We start from the raw sequence: 15,389 nt of genomic DNA on the forward strand, positions 1-15,389 counted from the left end.
CCCCGGCCGAGCGGCCGTCTCCCGCGCCGGGTCCCGAGACCGCAGTACGGCCGCCGCGTCGTGCTCCTCCGTCTCGCCGTGTCAGGGCTGCCCGGAGGCGCTGTGCCCGGGCCATCACGACCTTGCTCAGCTCAGTTCCTGATCACCTTCGGTCGGGTCCGGCTGCCTGCCGGGCGGAGGCGGCCCGGTGACCTCCACGTACGCCGGACGCAGCAGATGGTCACCGAGCCGGTAACCGGGGCGCAGGACCCTGGTACAGGTCAGGTGCTCGGCGGTGGGGGCGACGTGGTGGGTCAGGGCCTCGTGCCGGGTCGGGTCGAAAACCTCTCCCTCCCTACCGAACTCCTGCATCCCGAGCGCTGCGAGCTGGGTCTCCAGGGAGCCGATGATGTCCTTGAGACCCGGCGTCAGCGGCTCGTGCTCGCGGGCGCGGTCGACGGCGTCCAGCACCGGCACCAGGGCGGTCAGCACGTTGGCCACCGCGATCTCGCGGATGGCGAGACGATCCCGGCGCACCCGCTTGCGGTAGTTGTCGTACTCGGCCTTCACCCGCTGCAGGTCGGCGGTGCGCTCCTGCAGCAGGTGCTCCAGTTCCTGAGTACCGTGCGGCCGGCTCCGTTCCATGGTCAGCCCGCCTCCGATGTGTCGTCGTCGAGGATCTCGGCGTCCACCACCTCTTCGTCGGAGCCGCCGGACGCCTGGGACGCACCCGCGGACTCCTGCGCCGAGCCCTCGGCGCGCGACTTCTCGTACAGCGCCGTGCCGATCTTGCGCGTCTCCGCGGCCTCGTGCCGCCTGCGTTCCTCCTCGGCGTGCTGCTCCGCCTCGCGGACTTGCCTACTGGAATGGATAAAACTTGAGCGCTGCCTGGTCAAGTATGACCGGGTGGGGTATATGAATTGTCGAAGGCACTCCGGGCTCCCGGAGCCCGGACGGACAGAACCGACCAGGTGAAAGGAGTTGAACAATGGTCCTCGTTCGCACGGATCCCTTCCGGGAATTCGACCGGCTCGCCCAGCAGCTGACCCAGCAGGCGTTCGGCACCGTCGCCAGGCCGGCCGCCATGCCGATCGACGCGTACCAGAGGGAGGGCGACTTCGTCGTCCACTTCGACCTGCCCGGCGTCGACCCGGACACCGTGGACCTGAGTGTGGAGCGCAACGTCCTGACCGTACGGGCCGAGCGTCCCGCACCCGACGCCAAGGACGCCGACCTGCTGGTCGCCGAGCGCCCGCACGGCGTCTTCAGCCGCCAGCTCTTCCTGGGCGACTCCCTCGACCTGGAGAAGATCGACGCCCAGTACGCCGCCGGCGTGCTCACGCTGCGCATCCCGGTCGCCGAGGAGGCCAAGCCCCGCCGTATCGAGATCGGCCGAGCGGACAAGGAGGCCAAGCAGATCACCAGCTGAGCGGAAGTAGAGGGCAGGACAGCGGGCAGGGGGCGAAAGGCGGCAAGGCGCGCGTCGTACGAGGTGTGCCGGACCCGGACAGGCACGGGAACACGAGGCAGGTGACCATGGCTCTCTTCGTGGCGTCGCGCCGTGAGGGCGACTGGACCGTCATGGAAGTCCGGGGGGTCCTCGACAGCGAGACCGCTCCGGAACTGCGTGCCTGCGCCGCGACCGCGGCCGAGCGCAGCCGGCGTCCCCTGCGCCTGGTCGTCGACCTCACCGAGCTGTCCTACTGCGACGTCGACGGGCTGAGCACGCTGATCGCCGTCCGCACCGCGTTGCAGACGGAGGAGGGCGAGCTGCGCCTGGTCTGTCCCGCGGGGCGTGTCCTTCGCATCCTGCGGATCAGCCGGCTCACCGATGCCCTGCCCGTCCACCCGACCCTGGAAGCCGCGCTGGCCGCCCGCGGCCCCGCCCATGTCGACCATCCTGGAGATGTCGCGCAGTGATCACCGAACCGGCTGTGCACGCGCGGAGTTCACCTGCGGGCACTGCTGGCACCGCTGGAGTGCCGACCACGACGCGCCCAGGAAGGAGAGAATCCGCGGCTGCACCGATGTGGCTGCTCATCCCGCCGGTCACATGCGTCGGGGCCGGCAGCTGGGCCCGGTGCGCAGGCCACCGCGGTCCTCGTGAGACATGGACCGATGTGGAGGCCTTCGACCGGCTCCGGGCAGCGCACGCCCGGATGCTGCCGGCGCCCACCGGGCGCGGCGGTTGAGACGGCCCGCCGGGCCGTTCCGGAACGGCGTGTGCAGGCCGCCGCGTCTTGATGGACTGGGTGGATGAAGATTCTTTCGCCTCGAGTTCTGCAGGCTCTTGAACGGTTCAATGCCGCCTATCCCTGGGATCACAACGCCCATTACCACCGCTGGATCCTGCGGCAGCTGCCGACACGCTTCGACCGCGCCCTGGACGTCGGCTCCGGCAGTGGTGACCTCGCAAGGCTCCTGGCCGGACGTGCCGCCGCCGTGGTGGGAGCCGACTCCGATCCGGTGATCACCGCCCGTGCCCAGCAGCTGACTCCCGCCGCGCTTCCGGTGACCTTCACCGTCACGGACGCGGTAGCCGAGTTCCCGGCCGGCTCCTTCGACGTCATCACGTGCGTCGCCACGATCCACCATCTGCCGTTCACCCCGGCGCTCACGAGTTTCCGCAGTCATCTGGCGCCGGGAGGGACCTTGGTGGTCGTTGGTCTGTCTCGCGCCCAGGCCCCGGTGGACCACCTGCTCGGTCTCATCGCCGTCCCGGCCAACGCCGCCATGGGCTGGCTGAAGAACAAGGGCCGCCCCTCGTCCCGGCCCGTCTCCATGACGGCTCCAACTCGCCCGGCGGACATGACCTTTGACGACATCCTCCGTGAAACCAGAGATGTCCTCCCCGGCGCGCGGCTGCGCCGACGGCTGTTCTGGCGCTACACGCTCGTGTGGAATCGCCCCTGAGCGGCCTGGGGTCAGCGAGAGGCGGCCGCGACGTGCTGTGTCGGCGCGGAAAGGGGTCGTACGTCTACGGGCTGCCGCTGGTCGAGGCGTTCCAGCTGCGGGACGACCCCTGTACGAGGAAGTCGTCCCCGGCACCTTCTTCGACCCGATCGTCTCCGCCCTGATCCGCCACCTCATCGGCGACACCTGCGCCGACTGGCTGGACGTCCCGCGCACCACCTGGGACACCGTCGTCAAAGCCGTACCCCACCTGCTCGGCGTCCTGGAGACCATCGAGGACCGCTCCCCACTCGGCGCCTGGGCGCTGGACCGCCTCGGCCACCTCACCACGATCCTCGAGCTGTCCTCGCTCACCCGCGGCCGCGTCATGCACTACGCGATCCCGGAGCAACTGAAGAAGGACTACGGCGTCTCCTCCACCATGCCCCGCACCCACCGCTGGACCCCACCCGCCCCCGCCCGCGCCGCCGACCCGATCTGACCGCCGACCGAACAGCCTGCCCACACCCTGCCCGGCCGTCGGTCCGCCGGAAGGTCTGCGGGATACTCATGCGCAATACGCATGAGGCATGAGGTTCTCGCGCCTGCGGATGGCGTGGCGGTGGGTGACGTGGTTCGAGTGGTCCATGCCGGACGTGACGCGTTTCCCCCTCCAGATCCTGCCGGGGCCAGGGCATCGCACTACCGTGGGGCCATGGTGGCACCGTTGGATGTGCTGGTGGTCGGCGGGGGTCCGACAGGGCTCGCGCTTGCCGCGCAGCTGCGTGCGTACGGGACGCGGTTCCGCATCGTCGATCGGTCCCTCGACCGGGTGCGCGAGTCCCGGGCGCTGGCCATTCAGCCCCGGACGCTGGAGGCGCTGGCCGGCTTCGGCGTGACGGACGAGCTGGTCGCCCGTGGCAACCCGGCGATGCGGCTGCGGATGCACCTGCCCCGGCGGGTGGTGCCGATGCGGCTCTTCGACATCGGGCTGAGCGACACCGCGTACCCCTTTCTGCTGTTCCTGTCGCAGGCCGAGACCGAGCGAGTCCTTGCCGGGCATCTCGCCGCGCGTGGCGTCGGGATCGAGCGGGGCACCGAGTTGGTCGGGACGGAGGCGGAGGACTCGTACATGGCCTGCCGGCTGCGGCGCGGAGACGGTACCGAGGAGACGGTTAAGGCGCGGTACGTCGTCGGATGCGACGGCGCCCACAGCACCGTGCGGGCTCAGGCGGGCATCGGGTTCGAGGGCTACGCGTATCCGCAGACGTTCCTGCTCGCCGATCTGGAGGTCGACGGGCTGGAGCCGGACGCGGTGCACACGTACATGGCCGGGACCGGGATGCTGTTCTTCTTTCCGCTGGGCTCGCCGGCCACCTGGCGGATGCTCGCGATGCGGCCGCCCGATGCTCCGGACAACGACGTGACGCTGCCGCTGTTGCAGGAGATCACCGGCCGCTACACCGGCGACGCCCTGGTGTTGCGGGACCCGGCGTGGATGACCGACTTCCGGCTCCACAACCGGGGAGCCGCCCATTACCGCGCCGGGCGCTGCTTCCTTGCCGGGGACGCGGCCCACATCCACAGCCCGGCCGGGGCGCAGGGGATGAACACCGGGATCCAGGACGCGCTCAACCTCGGCTGGAAGCTCGCGCTGGTCTGTCGGGGCGCGGCGCCGGAGGGCTTGCTGGAGACGTACGAGACCGAACGTGCCCCGGTGGGCGGCATCGTCCGGCGCTTCACCGACCGCGCCTTCACCATCGGCACCAGCGGCAACCCGGCCATCCGGCTCGCCCGGACCCGACTCGCCCCGCGGCTGGCTCCGTTGGTTATGCGCACGACGGCACTGCGCGGGCGCGTCTTCCGTACGGTGTCCGAACTCGCCATCCACTACCGGCGCAGCCCCGCCTCCACGGCAGGCTCGCGCCCGCCGCGACGCGGTCCGCGAGCCGGCGACCGGCTGCCCGACCTGCCGCGCGGCCTCCAGGCGCGTTGCGCCGACCCGGGGTATCACCTGCTGCTCACCGGGCCGCCTCACCTGTGGAGCGACGAACGCCTCGCCCCACTCCTGCGCGGCCGTGACGGCCTCGTCGGCGTCCACCGCGTCGAGACCCGGGCCCCGTGGCCCGACGTCGTGCACGGGCTCGTACGCCCCGACGGCTACCTCGGCTATGTGGCCCGTGGAGCACAGCTCGCGGGGTTGCGCGGGTACCTCGATCGATGGCTTCCCACGTCGTCCGACGCGTCATGACGGCCCCGAGGTGGGGCGAGCCGCCTCTCAGGCCGGCGCCGAGCGAACCCGTCCTGGGCCTCGTCGCGGGGTGCGACGAGTCTGCGTCTCGCCCTCTGGGGCCTGGTCGTCGTGGCGACGTGCGTGGCGCTGGGGGCGGGCGGGCGATGGAGCGGGCCCGGACCAGTGACGGGTCCGGGCCGACGTCAGGCGAGGGCAGCAGCCGGGGTCGGCCGCTGCCCCGCGAAGGTGACTAGCCCGTCCTGGGCGCCTCCGCCGCTGCCAGATCCGCCGGCGGCGCGGGGGCGGGCAGGAGGTCGTCCGCGTCGTCGCCTTCGAGGTGGATGTCCGGCAGGATCCGCCGCAGCGGGCCCGGCAGCCACCAGGCGTGCTTGCCGAGCAGGCTCATCGCGGCGGGCACGAGGACCATCCGTACGAGTGTCACGTCGAGGATGACGGCCACGGACAGCGTCGCCGCCCTGCGCCGGGCGCCCGGGACGGCTTGCGTGACACGCTCCGCGGGGCAGTGCCCAGGACGGGTCGATCAGGTCTACCGCCCGTGCATGGGCGGTCCGGGGTCGGCGGGACCTGGGCGGGGCCCTCGTCGAGGACCTCCGGCTCGAGCGACTCGGGAGCGGGAGCGGGTGCGCCGGCCCGGGAGTCCAGCGCGGCGGGTGGTGATCAGGCCCTTACCGGAACGGGCCGGTGCGACCGGCGCCGCGCGGGCCCGGTCCGGATCGAATGATCCCGGGCCGGGCCGGATGCGTCCGCCGATCAGTTGAGCGCGGCGGTGAACATGCCGGGCTCGTAGGAACCTCCCCGCTGGTGCACGATCACGGCGAGCCGGTTGGCCGCGTTGATCAGGGCGACCAAGGAGACCAGCGCGGCGATCTGGTCGTCGTCGTAGTGCTTGCGTACCTGGGCCCAGGTCTCGTCGGACACGCCGTGGTGGGCGTCGGCGAGCCGGGTGCCCTCTTCGGCGAGCGCCAGCGCCGCCTGCTCGGCCTCGGTGAACACGGTGGACTCGCGCCAGGCGGCGACCAGGTTGAGCCGGACCGCGGTCTCACCTGCTGCCGCGGCCTCCTTGGTGTGCATGTCGATGCACCAGCCGCAGCCGTTGATCTGGCTGGCGCGCAGCGACACCAGCTCCTGTGTGGACTTCGGCAGCGGCGACTGGTGGATCACCATGGCGGCGTTGGCGAACCGCTTGGCGAACTTGGCGGCGATCTCGTTGTCGAACAGGTTGAATCGGGCGTCCATGACGTTGTCCTCACTCGTGGAGTTGCACTGGACGAACAAGAGATGCTGGCGACCCGCTCCTTGTGACGGGCCGGTCGTGTGACGCGCGCCACCGCTCGGGGGCGTCACAAAGCCGCGGGGACCGGCGTCTTGTGCACGTGGCATCGTCGAGAGCGAACAGGCGGGAGCAGCCGGTGAAGAGCGAGCACAGCGAGCGCACACAGGACACGGCCGGGCAGCTCGCCGGCGGCGGACGCACGGACCCGGCCACCGAGGCGTTCGTCGCCCATCGCAACCTGCTGTTCACCGTCGCCTACGAGATGCTCGGCTCGGCCGCCGACGCGGAGGACGTCCTGCAGGAGACCTGGCTGCGGTGGGCGGGCGTCGATCTCGACACCGTGCGGGATCAGCGTGCCTATCTGGTCCGGATCACCACCCGGCAGGCGCTGAGCCGACTGCGTACGCTCGGCCGGCGCAAGGAGTCCTACGTCGGCCCCTGGCTGCCCGAGCCGCTGCTGACCGCGCCCGACGTGGCCGACGACGTCGAGCTGGCCGACAGCGTCTCGATCGCGATGCTGCTGGTGATGGAGACGCTCACGCCGACCGAGCGGGCGGTGTTCGTGCTGCGCGAGGTGTTCGACCTCGGGTACGACGAGATCGCAGAGGCCGTCGACAAGAGCCCGGCCGCGGTCCGCCAGGTCGCCCATCGGGCGCGCGCCCACGTCGCGGCACGCCGACCGCGCGGGATCGTTTCCCCGGCCGAGACCCGGGAGGCGCTCGACGCGTTCCAGCGGGCGGCCGCAACGGGCGATCTGCAGAGCCTGCTCGACATCCTCGCGCCGGACGTCGTCTTCCTGGGTGACGGTGGTGGGATCAAGCAGGCCGTCCTGCGGCCCGTCGTGGGAGCCGACAAGGTGGGCCGCCTGCTGGCCGCCGGGCTCGGCAGGATCGCCGCCATGGGAGCGCTGCGGCCGGCGCAGGTCAATGGCTACCCGGCGCTGATTTTCCAGCTCGACGACGAGATCGACACCGTCGTGGCGGTGCGCATCGATGACGGCCTCATCACCGGACTCTACGCCGTGCGCAATCCCGAGAAGCTGTCGCACATGCAGCGGGAGACCGCGCTGCGCCGCTGAGCTCGGGGACCCTCGGAAACGAACGGAGCGTCGAGGCCTCACGTACGCCATTCCCACAGGAGTCAGCGAGGAACGTCAAACCAATTGACACGCACTCACCCCACCTCTACCTTCTGATCGATTCACCGAACTTCGTTCGGTATTTCGGCCAATAGTGGTTGTGCGCAAGGTGTTCCAGCGCCGCCACCCGCTCAGCGCGCCCGCACGCCCGCACGCACCTGGAGAGCTGATGAGCGCAACACCCGGCCCCGGCCCCCACCCGTCGCGCCGACTGTTCCTCGGCATGGCCGCGACCGTACCGCTGGCCCTCACCGGAACGCTGACCGTCGGCGCGCTGCCCGCCTACGCCGCGGACTCGGCCTATGTCATGGGCTACTTCACCGAGTCCACGACCATGCTCGAGGCCAACTACGGCCTGCACCTGGCGGTCAGCACCGACGGCCTGCGCTGGATGCCGCTGAACCAGAACAACCCCGTGGTCACGCCCACCGCGGGCGCGGGCGGCCTGCGCGACCCGTTCATCATGCGCAAGCAGGACGGCACCTTCGTCGTACTCGCCACCGACCTCAAGGGCACCGACTGGAACTACAACAGCCAGTACATCCACGTCTGGGACTCCGCGGACCTGCGCACCTTCACCGGCTACCGCCGCCTGAAGCTGCACGACATGGTCACCCACAGCTGGGCACCCGAGTCCTTCTGGGACGCCGGCCGCGGCCAGTACGGAATCATCTACTCGTCCGTCAACTCCAGCGGCCACAACGTACTCATGGTGAACTACACCACCGACTTCCAGACGGTGACGTCCCCCCAGGTCTTCTTCGACCCCGGCTACGACATCATCGACGGCGACCTCGCCGTGGGCGTGAACGGCGTCAACTACCTCTACTACAAGAAGGATCAGACCCTCGTCGGCGCGAGGTCCACCACCCTCGCCCCGGGCAGCTTCACGCCCTTCAGCACCCCGGTCTCCCACGGCGGCACCGAGGCACCCACCCTCGTGAAGTCCCTGACCTCCGGCACCTGGTACCTGTGGGGCGACACTTACTCGCCCAACGGCGTCTTCTACGCCTGGCAGAGCAACGACCTCGCCGCAGGCACCTGGACCGCGCTGGACCAGCGCGTCTACACCCAGCCGCTCAACTCCAAGCACTGCACCATCGAGACGATCACCACCACCGAGTACAACAACCTCGTGGCGAAGTGGGGAAGTCCCGCCTGGAACCGGCTGAAGTCCTACAACTACCCGGCCCGCTACGTCCGCCACGCCGACTCCGTCGGCCGTATCGATGCCTACCCGTTCGACCCGTACCCCGACTCGCAGTGGAAGCTCGTGCCCGGTCTGGCCGACAGCGCCGGCGTGTCCTTCCAGTCGGTCAACTACCCGACCCGCTACCTGCGGCACTACAGCTACAACCTGCGGCTGGACGAGAACGACGGCACCTCGACGTTCGCCGCGGACGCCACGTTCTACAAGACCGCCGGCCTGGCCGACGCCTCCTGGTCGTCCTTCCGCTCGTACAACTTCCCGACCCGCTACATCCGGCACACCGACTACGTCCTGCGCATCGACCCGATCTCCACCACCACGGAGAAGGCCGACGCCACCTTCTACGTCGGCTACTGACAGGCGGAAGCCAACGGCTCAGGCCGACGCCCAAGGGGTGCGGTGGGGGCGCCGAGGAGACTTCCGTCCAAGCGTCGTCGATCTTTGTCCATGGACGGGTCCGCCACCAGCGGTCAGGGTGGGGCCATGAGCGAACTCGGGGTCGTGGGCACGGACTTCCGGCTGGACGGGCACCCGGTTGCGTAGGCGGGTGAACGAACGGCGACGGATGCCGAGTGGACTGGTCGCGCTGGCACTCGGCGGTTTCGGCATCGGTCTGACCGAGTTCCTGATCGCCGGGCTGCTGCCGCAGGTGGCGTCGAGTTTCGCGGTGTCCGAGGCGGCGGCGGGCCGGCTGATCTCCGGGTACGCGTTGAGTGTCGCGGTCGGCGCGATCGCGCTGACCGCGGCGACGGCACGACTGCCCCGCAAGACGGTCCTGGTCGGCCTGGTGGCGTTGTTCGTCGTCGGCAACCTGTTGTCCGCTCTCGCGGCGAGCTATTCGGTGATGCTGCTCGGGCGGATCGTCGCGGCGTTGTGCCACGGCTCGTTCTTCGGTATCGGCTCGCTGGTCGCTCGCAGTCTGGTCGCGCCGGAGAGGAAGTCCCGTGCGGTGGCGGTCATGTTCGCCGGGCTGACGGTTGCGAACGTGCTGGGCGTGCCCTTCGGTGCGCTGGTCGGTGAGCGCTGGGGCTGGAGGGCGGCCTTCTGGGCGGTCACCGCGATCGGCGTGCTCGCGCTGGCGGGAATCGTCGCCCTCGTCCCCGGCTGGGCGGGCCACGTGCGGCCGCCGTCAGTGTCGGTCCGCTCGGAGGCGACACCGGCCGACGGCTTGCGGAGCCAGTTCCGGGCCTTCCGGTCCTGGCAGGTCTGGCTGACCCTGACGGCCACCGCGCTCGGCTACGGCGGGATGTTCGGCGCGTTCAGCTACATCGCCTACACCTTCACCGAGGTCGGCGGCTTCTCTCCGGGGGATGTCGCCTGGTTGCTGATGGTGTACGGCGTCGGCCTGGTCGTCGGGAACCTGGTCGGCGGGCGAGCGGCCGACCGTGACCGTGACGGCGCCCTGGTCCTCTCCCTGCTCGGGCTTGCCGTCACCCTGACCGTGTTCGGTCTGCTGGCCGGCAGCGCCACCGCGTCGGTGATACTGGTGTTTCTGATGGGGCTGTTCGGGTTCGCCGGCGTGCCCGGCATGATCACTCGCGTCACCGACTACGCCCACGGGGCGGCCCTGGCCGCCAGCGCCAACGTGTCCGCGTCCAACCTCGGCAACGCGCTTGGCGCCTGGCTCGGGGGCCTGGCCATCACCGCGGGCCTCGGCTACACCGCGCCGCTCTACGTCGGCGCCGGCATCGTCCTGACCTCCGTCATCGTCATGGCCGTCGCCGCACACCAAGCCAGGTCACCCGCTCAGCAGACCGGCCTGCGGCCGCGATGCGCGGCTCGAAGCCACCGCAGGTGAATGCCTGCCGGCCGGCCGCCGGGAGCGAACCCGGTGCCGTCGGTGACGGCGGGCTGTCGGCTGCGGTCCGGCACGGCTCGCCTTGAGGATTCCGGCTGCCGTCGCCGACCGCCTGGTGGAGGTAGGCCCAGTCCGCGAACATGTTGTCCGCCTCGAGTCGGCACCAGGCACCGTTGTGTCGGCATGGGCCTGACACCGCCGTGTGCGGAGCGGCGCTCATGTGTCGGGTGCGGCCAGGCGTTCCACCTCCTGGGCGGCCTCGCGCGCTGCGTGTTCGGCGCGGGTCAGGGCGTCGGCCGCCGCCTGCCGCCGCTCCTCGGCCTCCTGTTGTTCCTGCTCGGCCTGTTGGAGGGCGGCACGTGCGTGTCGCAGTTGCTGTTCGGCAGCGGATACCTGCTCGCGGGCCTGGTCGTGCCGGTCGCGTGCCCGATGCCACGACGCGTCAGCGTCTTGTTCCACCGCGCGCTGGTCGCGGAGGTGCTGCTCGGCCGCCCTGGCTGCCTTTCTGGCTCGGGCGAGTTCCTCCTGCCGCCGGCGGCGGCGCCGGTCGGTGAGTTCGTCCTTCGCCCGGGTCCGTGCCGGCGGTGGCGCGGTCGCGCGTGTGGGCGGCTCGCGCGGTGGTTCGGCTGCCGGAGTGGTGCCGGTGGGCAACGTCGATGGTGGGGTGAGGGCGGAAGTCAGACGGCCCGTGGCCCACTGGTCGGCCGCGTCCTGGTCGGCAAGCACGGCGCGCAGGGTGGATTCGACGTCCTGCTGTGCGGCGTCCGACAGCCGGTGCCCTGCGGCACGGGCCAGCTGGGCGGTCTGCCGGGACAGGGCGGCGACGACACTGCGGCGCTGCTCGGAGAGCTCTTTGACTCCCACGGCGTCCAGGGTCTGGTAGGCCTCGCGCAGCGCCTGCCCCAACTCCAGAAAGCGCCGGCTCTCCTCGGGCTTGGAACGCAGCAGCAGGTTGGCCGCCCAGGCGGCGAGGGTGGGGCGGCGGGCGGCATGGATGCGGTGGGCGTCCTCGGTCCGGCCGGCGGTCTTGGCCGCCGCGGCCATCTCCTCCGTACGAGCGGCACTCTTGCCGGGTCGGGAATGCGACGGCGGGAGCCGTTGTTCCATGACACGTAGCTGACATGCACCGGTCATCATCGGTGATGTGGGTGAAAGGAGGACCTCATGGCACGCAACACAGCGCGTCCCGTCGTCACGCTGAAGTCGACGGCCGGGACCGGCGTCACCTACGTGACGCGCAAGAACCGCAGTAATGACCCCGACCGGCTCGTCCTGCGCAAATACGACTCGGTGGCCGGGCAGCACGTCCCCTTCCGTGAGCAACGCTGAAGCACCCCCCTCCGCCATCAGACGACCACAAGGAAAGAAACCCCATGAGGCATGGCATCCATCCCAACTCCCGGCCGGTCGTCTTCCGTGACCGCGCCGCGGACACCGCATTCCTGACCCGCTCCACCGCGAACTCGGCTCGGACGATCGAGTGGGAGGACGGCAACACCTACCCGCTCATCGACGTCGAGGTGTCCTCGGCGAGCCATCCGTTCTACACCGGCAACTCGCGGGTCGTGGACACCGCCGGCCGGGTGGAGCGCTTCGAGCGCCGCTACGGCCGCACGGTCACGGCCCGGAACTGACCCCGGGTCGCCGCTCGAGCAAAGAGGAGAGCAGAGCCATGAAGGTGCGCAAGTCCCTTCGCTCACTGAAGTCCCAACCGGGTGCCCAGGTGGTCCGCCGCCGGGGCGTGGTCTTCGTCCTGAACAAGAAGAACCCTCGCTTCAAGGCCCGCCAGGGCTGACAGCGCTCCGTCAAGCCGGCCGGCCCGGTCCTGCGACGCGCAGGACCGGGCCGGCCGCACTGTTGTCCGGCCGCGCCGGTCAGCACCGGATCCGGGACACCGCCGGACGGCTCACGCAGGCTCATCCACGAGAGCCAAAAAAATCGGACGGCGATGTCGAGAACTCGTGACGGGCTCCGTCCCCGCTGTGAACGCGACCACAATGGGGTCGCACCAGCACCGAGGAGAACACCATGGCCAAGTACTTGCTGCTCAAGCACTACCGCGGCGCCCCGGCAGCGGTCAACGACGTACCCATGGACCAGTGGACGCCGGAGGAGATCTCGGCCCATGTGCAGTACATGAACGACTTCGCGGCCCGGCTCGAGGAGACCGGCGAGTTCGTCGAAGGTCAGGCGCTCGCCCCCGAGGGGACGTTCGTCCGGTACGACGGCGAGGGGCGCCCGCCGGTCACCGACGGCCCGTTCGCCGAGACCAAGGACCTCATCGCCGGCTGGATGGTGATCGACGTCGACAGCTACGAGCGCGCCGTCGAGCTGGCCGGGGAGCTGTCGGCCGCCCCTGGGAAGGGCGGGGAGCCGATCCACGAGTGGCTCGAGCTGCGCCCGTTCTACGGCGTGTCGCCCACCATCACGGAGTGATCTCTGAGATGAACGAGGTCCTGCTCAGGAGCCTCACGCCCAGCGTGCTCGCCGTCCTCGTCCGCCGCGGAGCCGACTTCGCGGCGGCCGAGGACGCCGTGCAGGAGGCGCTGGTCGAGGCGGTCCGCGTCTGGCCGGCCGACCCGCCGCGGGATGCGAAAGGCTGGCTGGTCACCGTGGCCTGGCGCAAGTTCCTCGACGCGACCCGGGCGGACACCGCCCGCCGCCGGCGTGAGGACCTCGTCTACGAGGAGCCGGCGTCCGGGCCCGCGCCCGCGGTGGACGACACGCTCCAGCTCTACTTCCTGTGCGCCCATCCCTCGCTGACGCCTTCGTCGGCGGTCGCGCTCACGCTGCGCGCCGTCGGCGGGCTGACCACGCGCCAGATCGCCCAGGCCTACCTGGTGCCCGAGGCGACCATGGCCCAGCGCATCAGCCGGGCCAAGCGCACCGTCTCCGGCGTGCGCTTCGACCAGCCCGGCGACGTCGCCACCGTGTTGCGCGTCCTCTACCTGGTCTTCAACGAGGGCTACTCCGGCGACGTAGACCTCGCCGCCGAGGCCATCCGGCTCACCCGGCAGCTCGCGGCCGCCATCGACCACCCCGAGGTGGCGGGGCTGCTCGCCCTCATGCTGCTCCACCACGCCCGGCGCGCCGCGCGGACCGCGCCCGACGGCAGCCTGGTGCCGCTCGCCGAGCAGGACCGCGGCCGGTGGGACACGGAGTTGATCGCCGAGGGCGTCGAGATCCTGCAGGCGGCCCTCGCCCGCGACCGGCTGGGCGAGTTCCAGGCCCAGGCCGCCATCGCCGCACTCCACGCCGACGCACCCACCGCCGAGGAGACCGACTGGGTACAGATCGTCGAGTGGTACGACGAGCTCACGCGCCTGACCGACAGCCCGGTCGTCCGGCTCAACCGCGCGGTGGCCGTCGGCGAGGCCGACGGACCGCGCGCCGGCCTGGCGGCGCTCGCGGCGCTGGACGACTCACTGCCCCGCCACACCGCGGTGGCGGCCTACCTCCACGAGCGCGACGGCGACCTGGCGACGGCCGCACGGCTGTACGCCGAGGCGGCCCCAAAGGCACCCAACCTCGCCGAGCGCGACCACCTCACCCGCCAGGCGGCCCGGCTCAACGCCCGCGGGTCTCGCTGACGGGTCGCGCTCTGGGGCCGGCCGAGACCGGCTGCACGACGCACTGCCCGCGGGGAAGCTCAGCGGCGACGACAGGCGAGCTGGAGGCGTGGTGACCGCCGCGGCACGTCAGCCGCCGACGGTCGAGGAGATGCCGCGCCTGCGTAGGGACAATCGGCCCTGCCGGGCAGGAGTTCGATCACCTGATGCGTCCAACGAGTACGGCGACTTCGACGTGCTCGACATACGGGGCAGGCGGAAGCGACCGGCGGATCCGTTCCACGAACGCCGGCCGACTGTCCGGGGCGGGGAGTTCACTCGCGGGAATCGCGGAACACACCTCGCCGATGAGCCGGTCGAAGCTCAGCTCGTCGCTGTACTCGATCAGGGATTCCCGCACATCTTCGAACCCGGCAGCTTCCAGCGCCTGCGCGTATCGGCGCCGATCGTGCGTGCTCGTCCCGCAGGTCGATTCCAGCCTTGTGCCGAAGTGCTGTTCCAGGCAGGCCCGCAGAGCATGTGACCAGTCATTGTCCTGCAGCCACAGCGGCGTACCGTTGGCCACGACGGCGACACCTCCTCCCGCCCGGAACAGTGGCACCAGAGCGCGGAAGAGCTCGTCGTGGCGCATCCAGTGGAGGGCTTGCCCGATCACCGTCATCGCCAGGGACTTCCGCCTCAACAGCGCGCCCATCGCGGGGACGTCGCTGTCGGCGCCCAGCACCCACGTCGCGTTCCGCGCGCCCTGCCTCGCGGCGGCTTGCCTGGCCAGTCGCAGCATGTCCGGCTCCGGGTCCATGCCGATGACCGAACCGAACCGGGAAGCGAGCGGGAGAGCGAGCTGGCCGGTGCCGCATCCCAGATCCAGCATGACGTCTTCGGTATCGAGTTCGAAGGCTGCTTGCAGTGTCTCGATGACCTGGGGTGGGTAGCCGCGACGGTACTTCGCGTAGTACTCGGCGACCTCACCACTGAAACCCGGACTCATGGCCCTCACTCAAGGTGGAGGTTTGCTGTTGCCCTTGTGGAAATGGTGCGTGACCCGTGGGTATGTCGCGAGGGGCTCGCGGACCGGACATGACGGGGATTCAGGCCGAATTGAGGCCAACTCAAGAACCTTACCCACCAGTCGCGTTGGAGCCACGTGAGGTCACAGGGTCTGCCTCTTGGAGGTTGCTCCACGGTGATAGCATTCCGGCGTCTGCGACCTTGATCCACTCGGCTCCGGTGCTGATTTGAGGTCGGCCTGCTCTTCGTGCAACAGCGGTCATGTAGT

The 15,389-nt window shown here is 70.4% G+C and carries 18 protein-coding genes and 1 pseudogene; 13 read left to right on the forward strand and 6 right to left on the reverse strand.

What is annotated here, in order from left to right; all coding sequences use genetic code 11:
• Positions 1 to 126: 126 nt before the first annotated feature.
• Together grpE and ACFYO2_RS24345 are read right to left on the reverse strand one after the other, a co-directional pair.
• Positions 127 to 624: a nucleotide exchange factor GrpE gene (gene grpE / locus ACFYO2_RS24340; protein WP_388352680.1), complete on the reverse strand. Its 498-nt coding sequence runs from the start codon at positions 622 to 624 to the stop codon at positions 127 to 129.
• A 2-nt stretch (positions 625 to 626) separates the two neighbouring features.
• The gene (locus ACFYO2_RS24345) at positions 627 to 875 is read right to left on the reverse strand and encodes a hypothetical protein (RefSeq protein WP_388352683.1); all 249 of its coding nucleotides are present in this window, start codon (positions 873 to 875) and stop codon (positions 627 to 629) included.
• A 92-nt stretch (positions 876 to 967) separates the two neighbouring features.
• On the opposite strand from ACFYO2_RS24345, the gene ACFYO2_RS24350 reads away from it, so the two are divergent.
• The 5 genes and pseudogenes from ACFYO2_RS24350 (at position 968) to ACFYO2_RS24370 (ending at position 5,122) form a co-directional block, all read left to right on the forward strand.
• A complete protein-coding gene (locus ACFYO2_RS24350; RefSeq protein WP_388352685.1) occupies positions 968 to 1,408 on the forward strand; it encodes an Hsp20/alpha crystallin family protein in 441 nt (146 codons plus the stop codon).
• A gap of 107 nt (positions 1,409 to 1,515) precedes the next feature.
• Entirely contained in the window at positions 1,516 to 1,899 is a 384-nt protein-coding gene (locus ACFYO2_RS24355; RefSeq protein ID WP_388352687.1) for an STAS domain-containing protein, read from the forward strand.
• Between the two features lie 336 nt (positions 1,900 to 2,235).
• Positions 2,236 to 2,892 carry a class I SAM-dependent methyltransferase gene (locus ACFYO2_RS24360; protein WP_388352690.1) on the forward strand — a complete coding sequence of 219 codons (657 nt, stop codon included), beginning with the start codon at positions 2,236 to 2,238 and terminating at the stop codon, positions 2,890 to 2,892.
• Between the two features lie 109 nt (positions 2,893 to 3,001).
• Positions 3,002 to 3,373: pseudogene (locus ACFYO2_RS24365) on the forward strand (DUF2236 domain-containing protein); the annotation flags it as partial.
• Between the two features lie 213 nt (positions 3,374 to 3,586).
• A complete protein-coding gene (locus tag ACFYO2_RS24370; protein ID WP_388352693.1) occupies positions 3,587 to 5,122 on the forward strand; it encodes an FAD-dependent monooxygenase in 1,536 nt (511 codons plus the stop codon).
• Positions 5,123 to 5,354: 232 nt separating this feature from the next.
• Here the strand turns inward: ACFYO2_RS24370 and ACFYO2_RS24375 are convergent, their stop codons facing one another.
• Together ACFYO2_RS24375 and ACFYO2_RS24380 are read right to left on the reverse strand one after the other, a co-directional pair.
• Positions 5,355 to 5,564, reverse strand: a complete 210-nt coding sequence (locus tag ACFYO2_RS24375) for a hypothetical protein (protein ID WP_388352696.1) — start codon at positions 5,562 to 5,564, stop codon at positions 5,355 to 5,357.
• Between the two features lie 311 nt (positions 5,565 to 5,875).
• Positions 5,876 to 6,361 (reverse strand): carboxymuconolactone decarboxylase family protein, encoded by a 486-nt coding sequence (locus ACFYO2_RS24380; RefSeq protein ID WP_388352699.1) that lies wholly within the window; start codon positions 6,359 to 6,361, stop codon positions 5,876 to 5,878.
• A 173-nt stretch (positions 6,362 to 6,534) separates the two neighbouring features.
• Between ACFYO2_RS24380 and ACFYO2_RS24385 the strand changes: the two genes are divergently transcribed.
• From ACFYO2_RS24385 to ACFYO2_RS24395, 3 genes are all read left to right on the forward strand, one after another.
• Positions 6,535 to 7,476, forward strand: a complete 942-nt coding sequence (locus tag ACFYO2_RS24385) for an RNA polymerase sigma-70 factor (RefSeq protein WP_388352702.1) — start codon at positions 6,535 to 6,537, stop codon at positions 7,474 to 7,476.
• 229 nt (positions 7,477 to 7,705) lie between these two features.
• The gene (locus tag ACFYO2_RS24390) at positions 7,706 to 9,103 is read left to right on the forward strand and encodes a glycoside hydrolase family 43 protein (protein WP_388352705.1); all 1,398 of its coding nucleotides are present in this window, start codon (positions 7,706 to 7,708) and stop codon (positions 9,101 to 9,103) included.
• A gap of 208 nt (positions 9,104 to 9,311) precedes the next feature.
• On the forward strand, positions 9,312 to 10,544 hold the full coding sequence (locus ACFYO2_RS24395) for an MFS transporter (protein WP_388352803.1): 1,233 nt from the start codon (positions 9,312 to 9,314) through the stop codon (positions 10,542 to 10,544).
• 216 nt (positions 10,545 to 10,760) lie between these two features.
• Here the strand turns inward: ACFYO2_RS24395 and ACFYO2_RS24400 are convergent, their stop codons facing one another.
• Entirely contained in the window at positions 10,761 to 11,651 is an 891-nt protein-coding gene (locus ACFYO2_RS24400) for a hypothetical protein (RefSeq protein ID WP_388352708.1), read from the reverse strand.
• Between the two features lie 57 nt (positions 11,652 to 11,708).
• Here ACFYO2_RS24400 and rpmG point away from each other — a divergent pair, with 57 nt between their 5' ends.
• From rpmG to ACFYO2_RS24425, 5 genes are all read left to right on the forward strand, one after another.
• A complete protein-coding gene (gene rpmG, locus ACFYO2_RS24405; RefSeq protein ID WP_388352710.1) occupies positions 11,709 to 11,873 on the forward strand; it encodes a 50S ribosomal protein L33 in 165 nt (54 codons plus the stop codon).
• 44 nt (positions 11,874 to 11,917) lie between these two features.
• Positions 11,918 to 12,178 carry a type B 50S ribosomal protein L31 gene (locus tag ACFYO2_RS24410; protein WP_388352713.1) on the forward strand — a complete coding sequence of 87 codons (261 nt, stop codon included), beginning with the start codon at positions 11,918 to 11,920 and terminating at the stop codon, positions 12,176 to 12,178.
• A gap of 38 nt (positions 12,179 to 12,216) precedes the next feature.
• Positions 12,217 to 12,339: a type B 50S ribosomal protein L36 gene (ykgO, locus tag ACFYO2_RS24415; protein ID WP_388352716.1), complete on the forward strand. Its 123-nt coding sequence runs from the start codon at positions 12,217 to 12,219 to the stop codon at positions 12,337 to 12,339.
• 233 nt (positions 12,340 to 12,572) lie between these two features.
• Positions 12,573 to 12,980, forward strand: coding sequence for a YciI family protein (locus ACFYO2_RS24420; protein WP_388352719.1), 408 nt, complete (start codon positions 12,573 to 12,575; stop codon positions 12,978 to 12,980).
• An 8-nt stretch (positions 12,981 to 12,988) separates the two neighbouring features.
• Positions 12,989 to 14,134 (forward strand): RNA polymerase sigma factor, encoded by a 1,146-nt coding sequence (locus ACFYO2_RS24425; protein ID WP_388352806.1) that lies wholly within the window; start codon positions 12,989 to 12,991, stop codon positions 14,132 to 14,134.
• Between the two features lie 178 nt (positions 14,135 to 14,312).
• Here ACFYO2_RS24425 and ACFYO2_RS24430 read toward each other — a convergent pair whose 3' ends face one another.
• Positions 14,313 to 15,101 (reverse strand): class I SAM-dependent methyltransferase, encoded by a 789-nt coding sequence (locus ACFYO2_RS24430; protein ID WP_388352722.1) that lies wholly within the window; start codon positions 15,099 to 15,101, stop codon positions 14,313 to 14,315.
• Positions 15,102 to 15,389 lie beyond the last annotated feature (288 nt).

Source organism: Streptomyces sp. NPDC006602 (assembly GCF_042870385.1).
Lineage (GTDB): Bacteria > Actinomycetota > Actinomycetes > Streptomycetales > Streptomycetaceae > Streptomyces.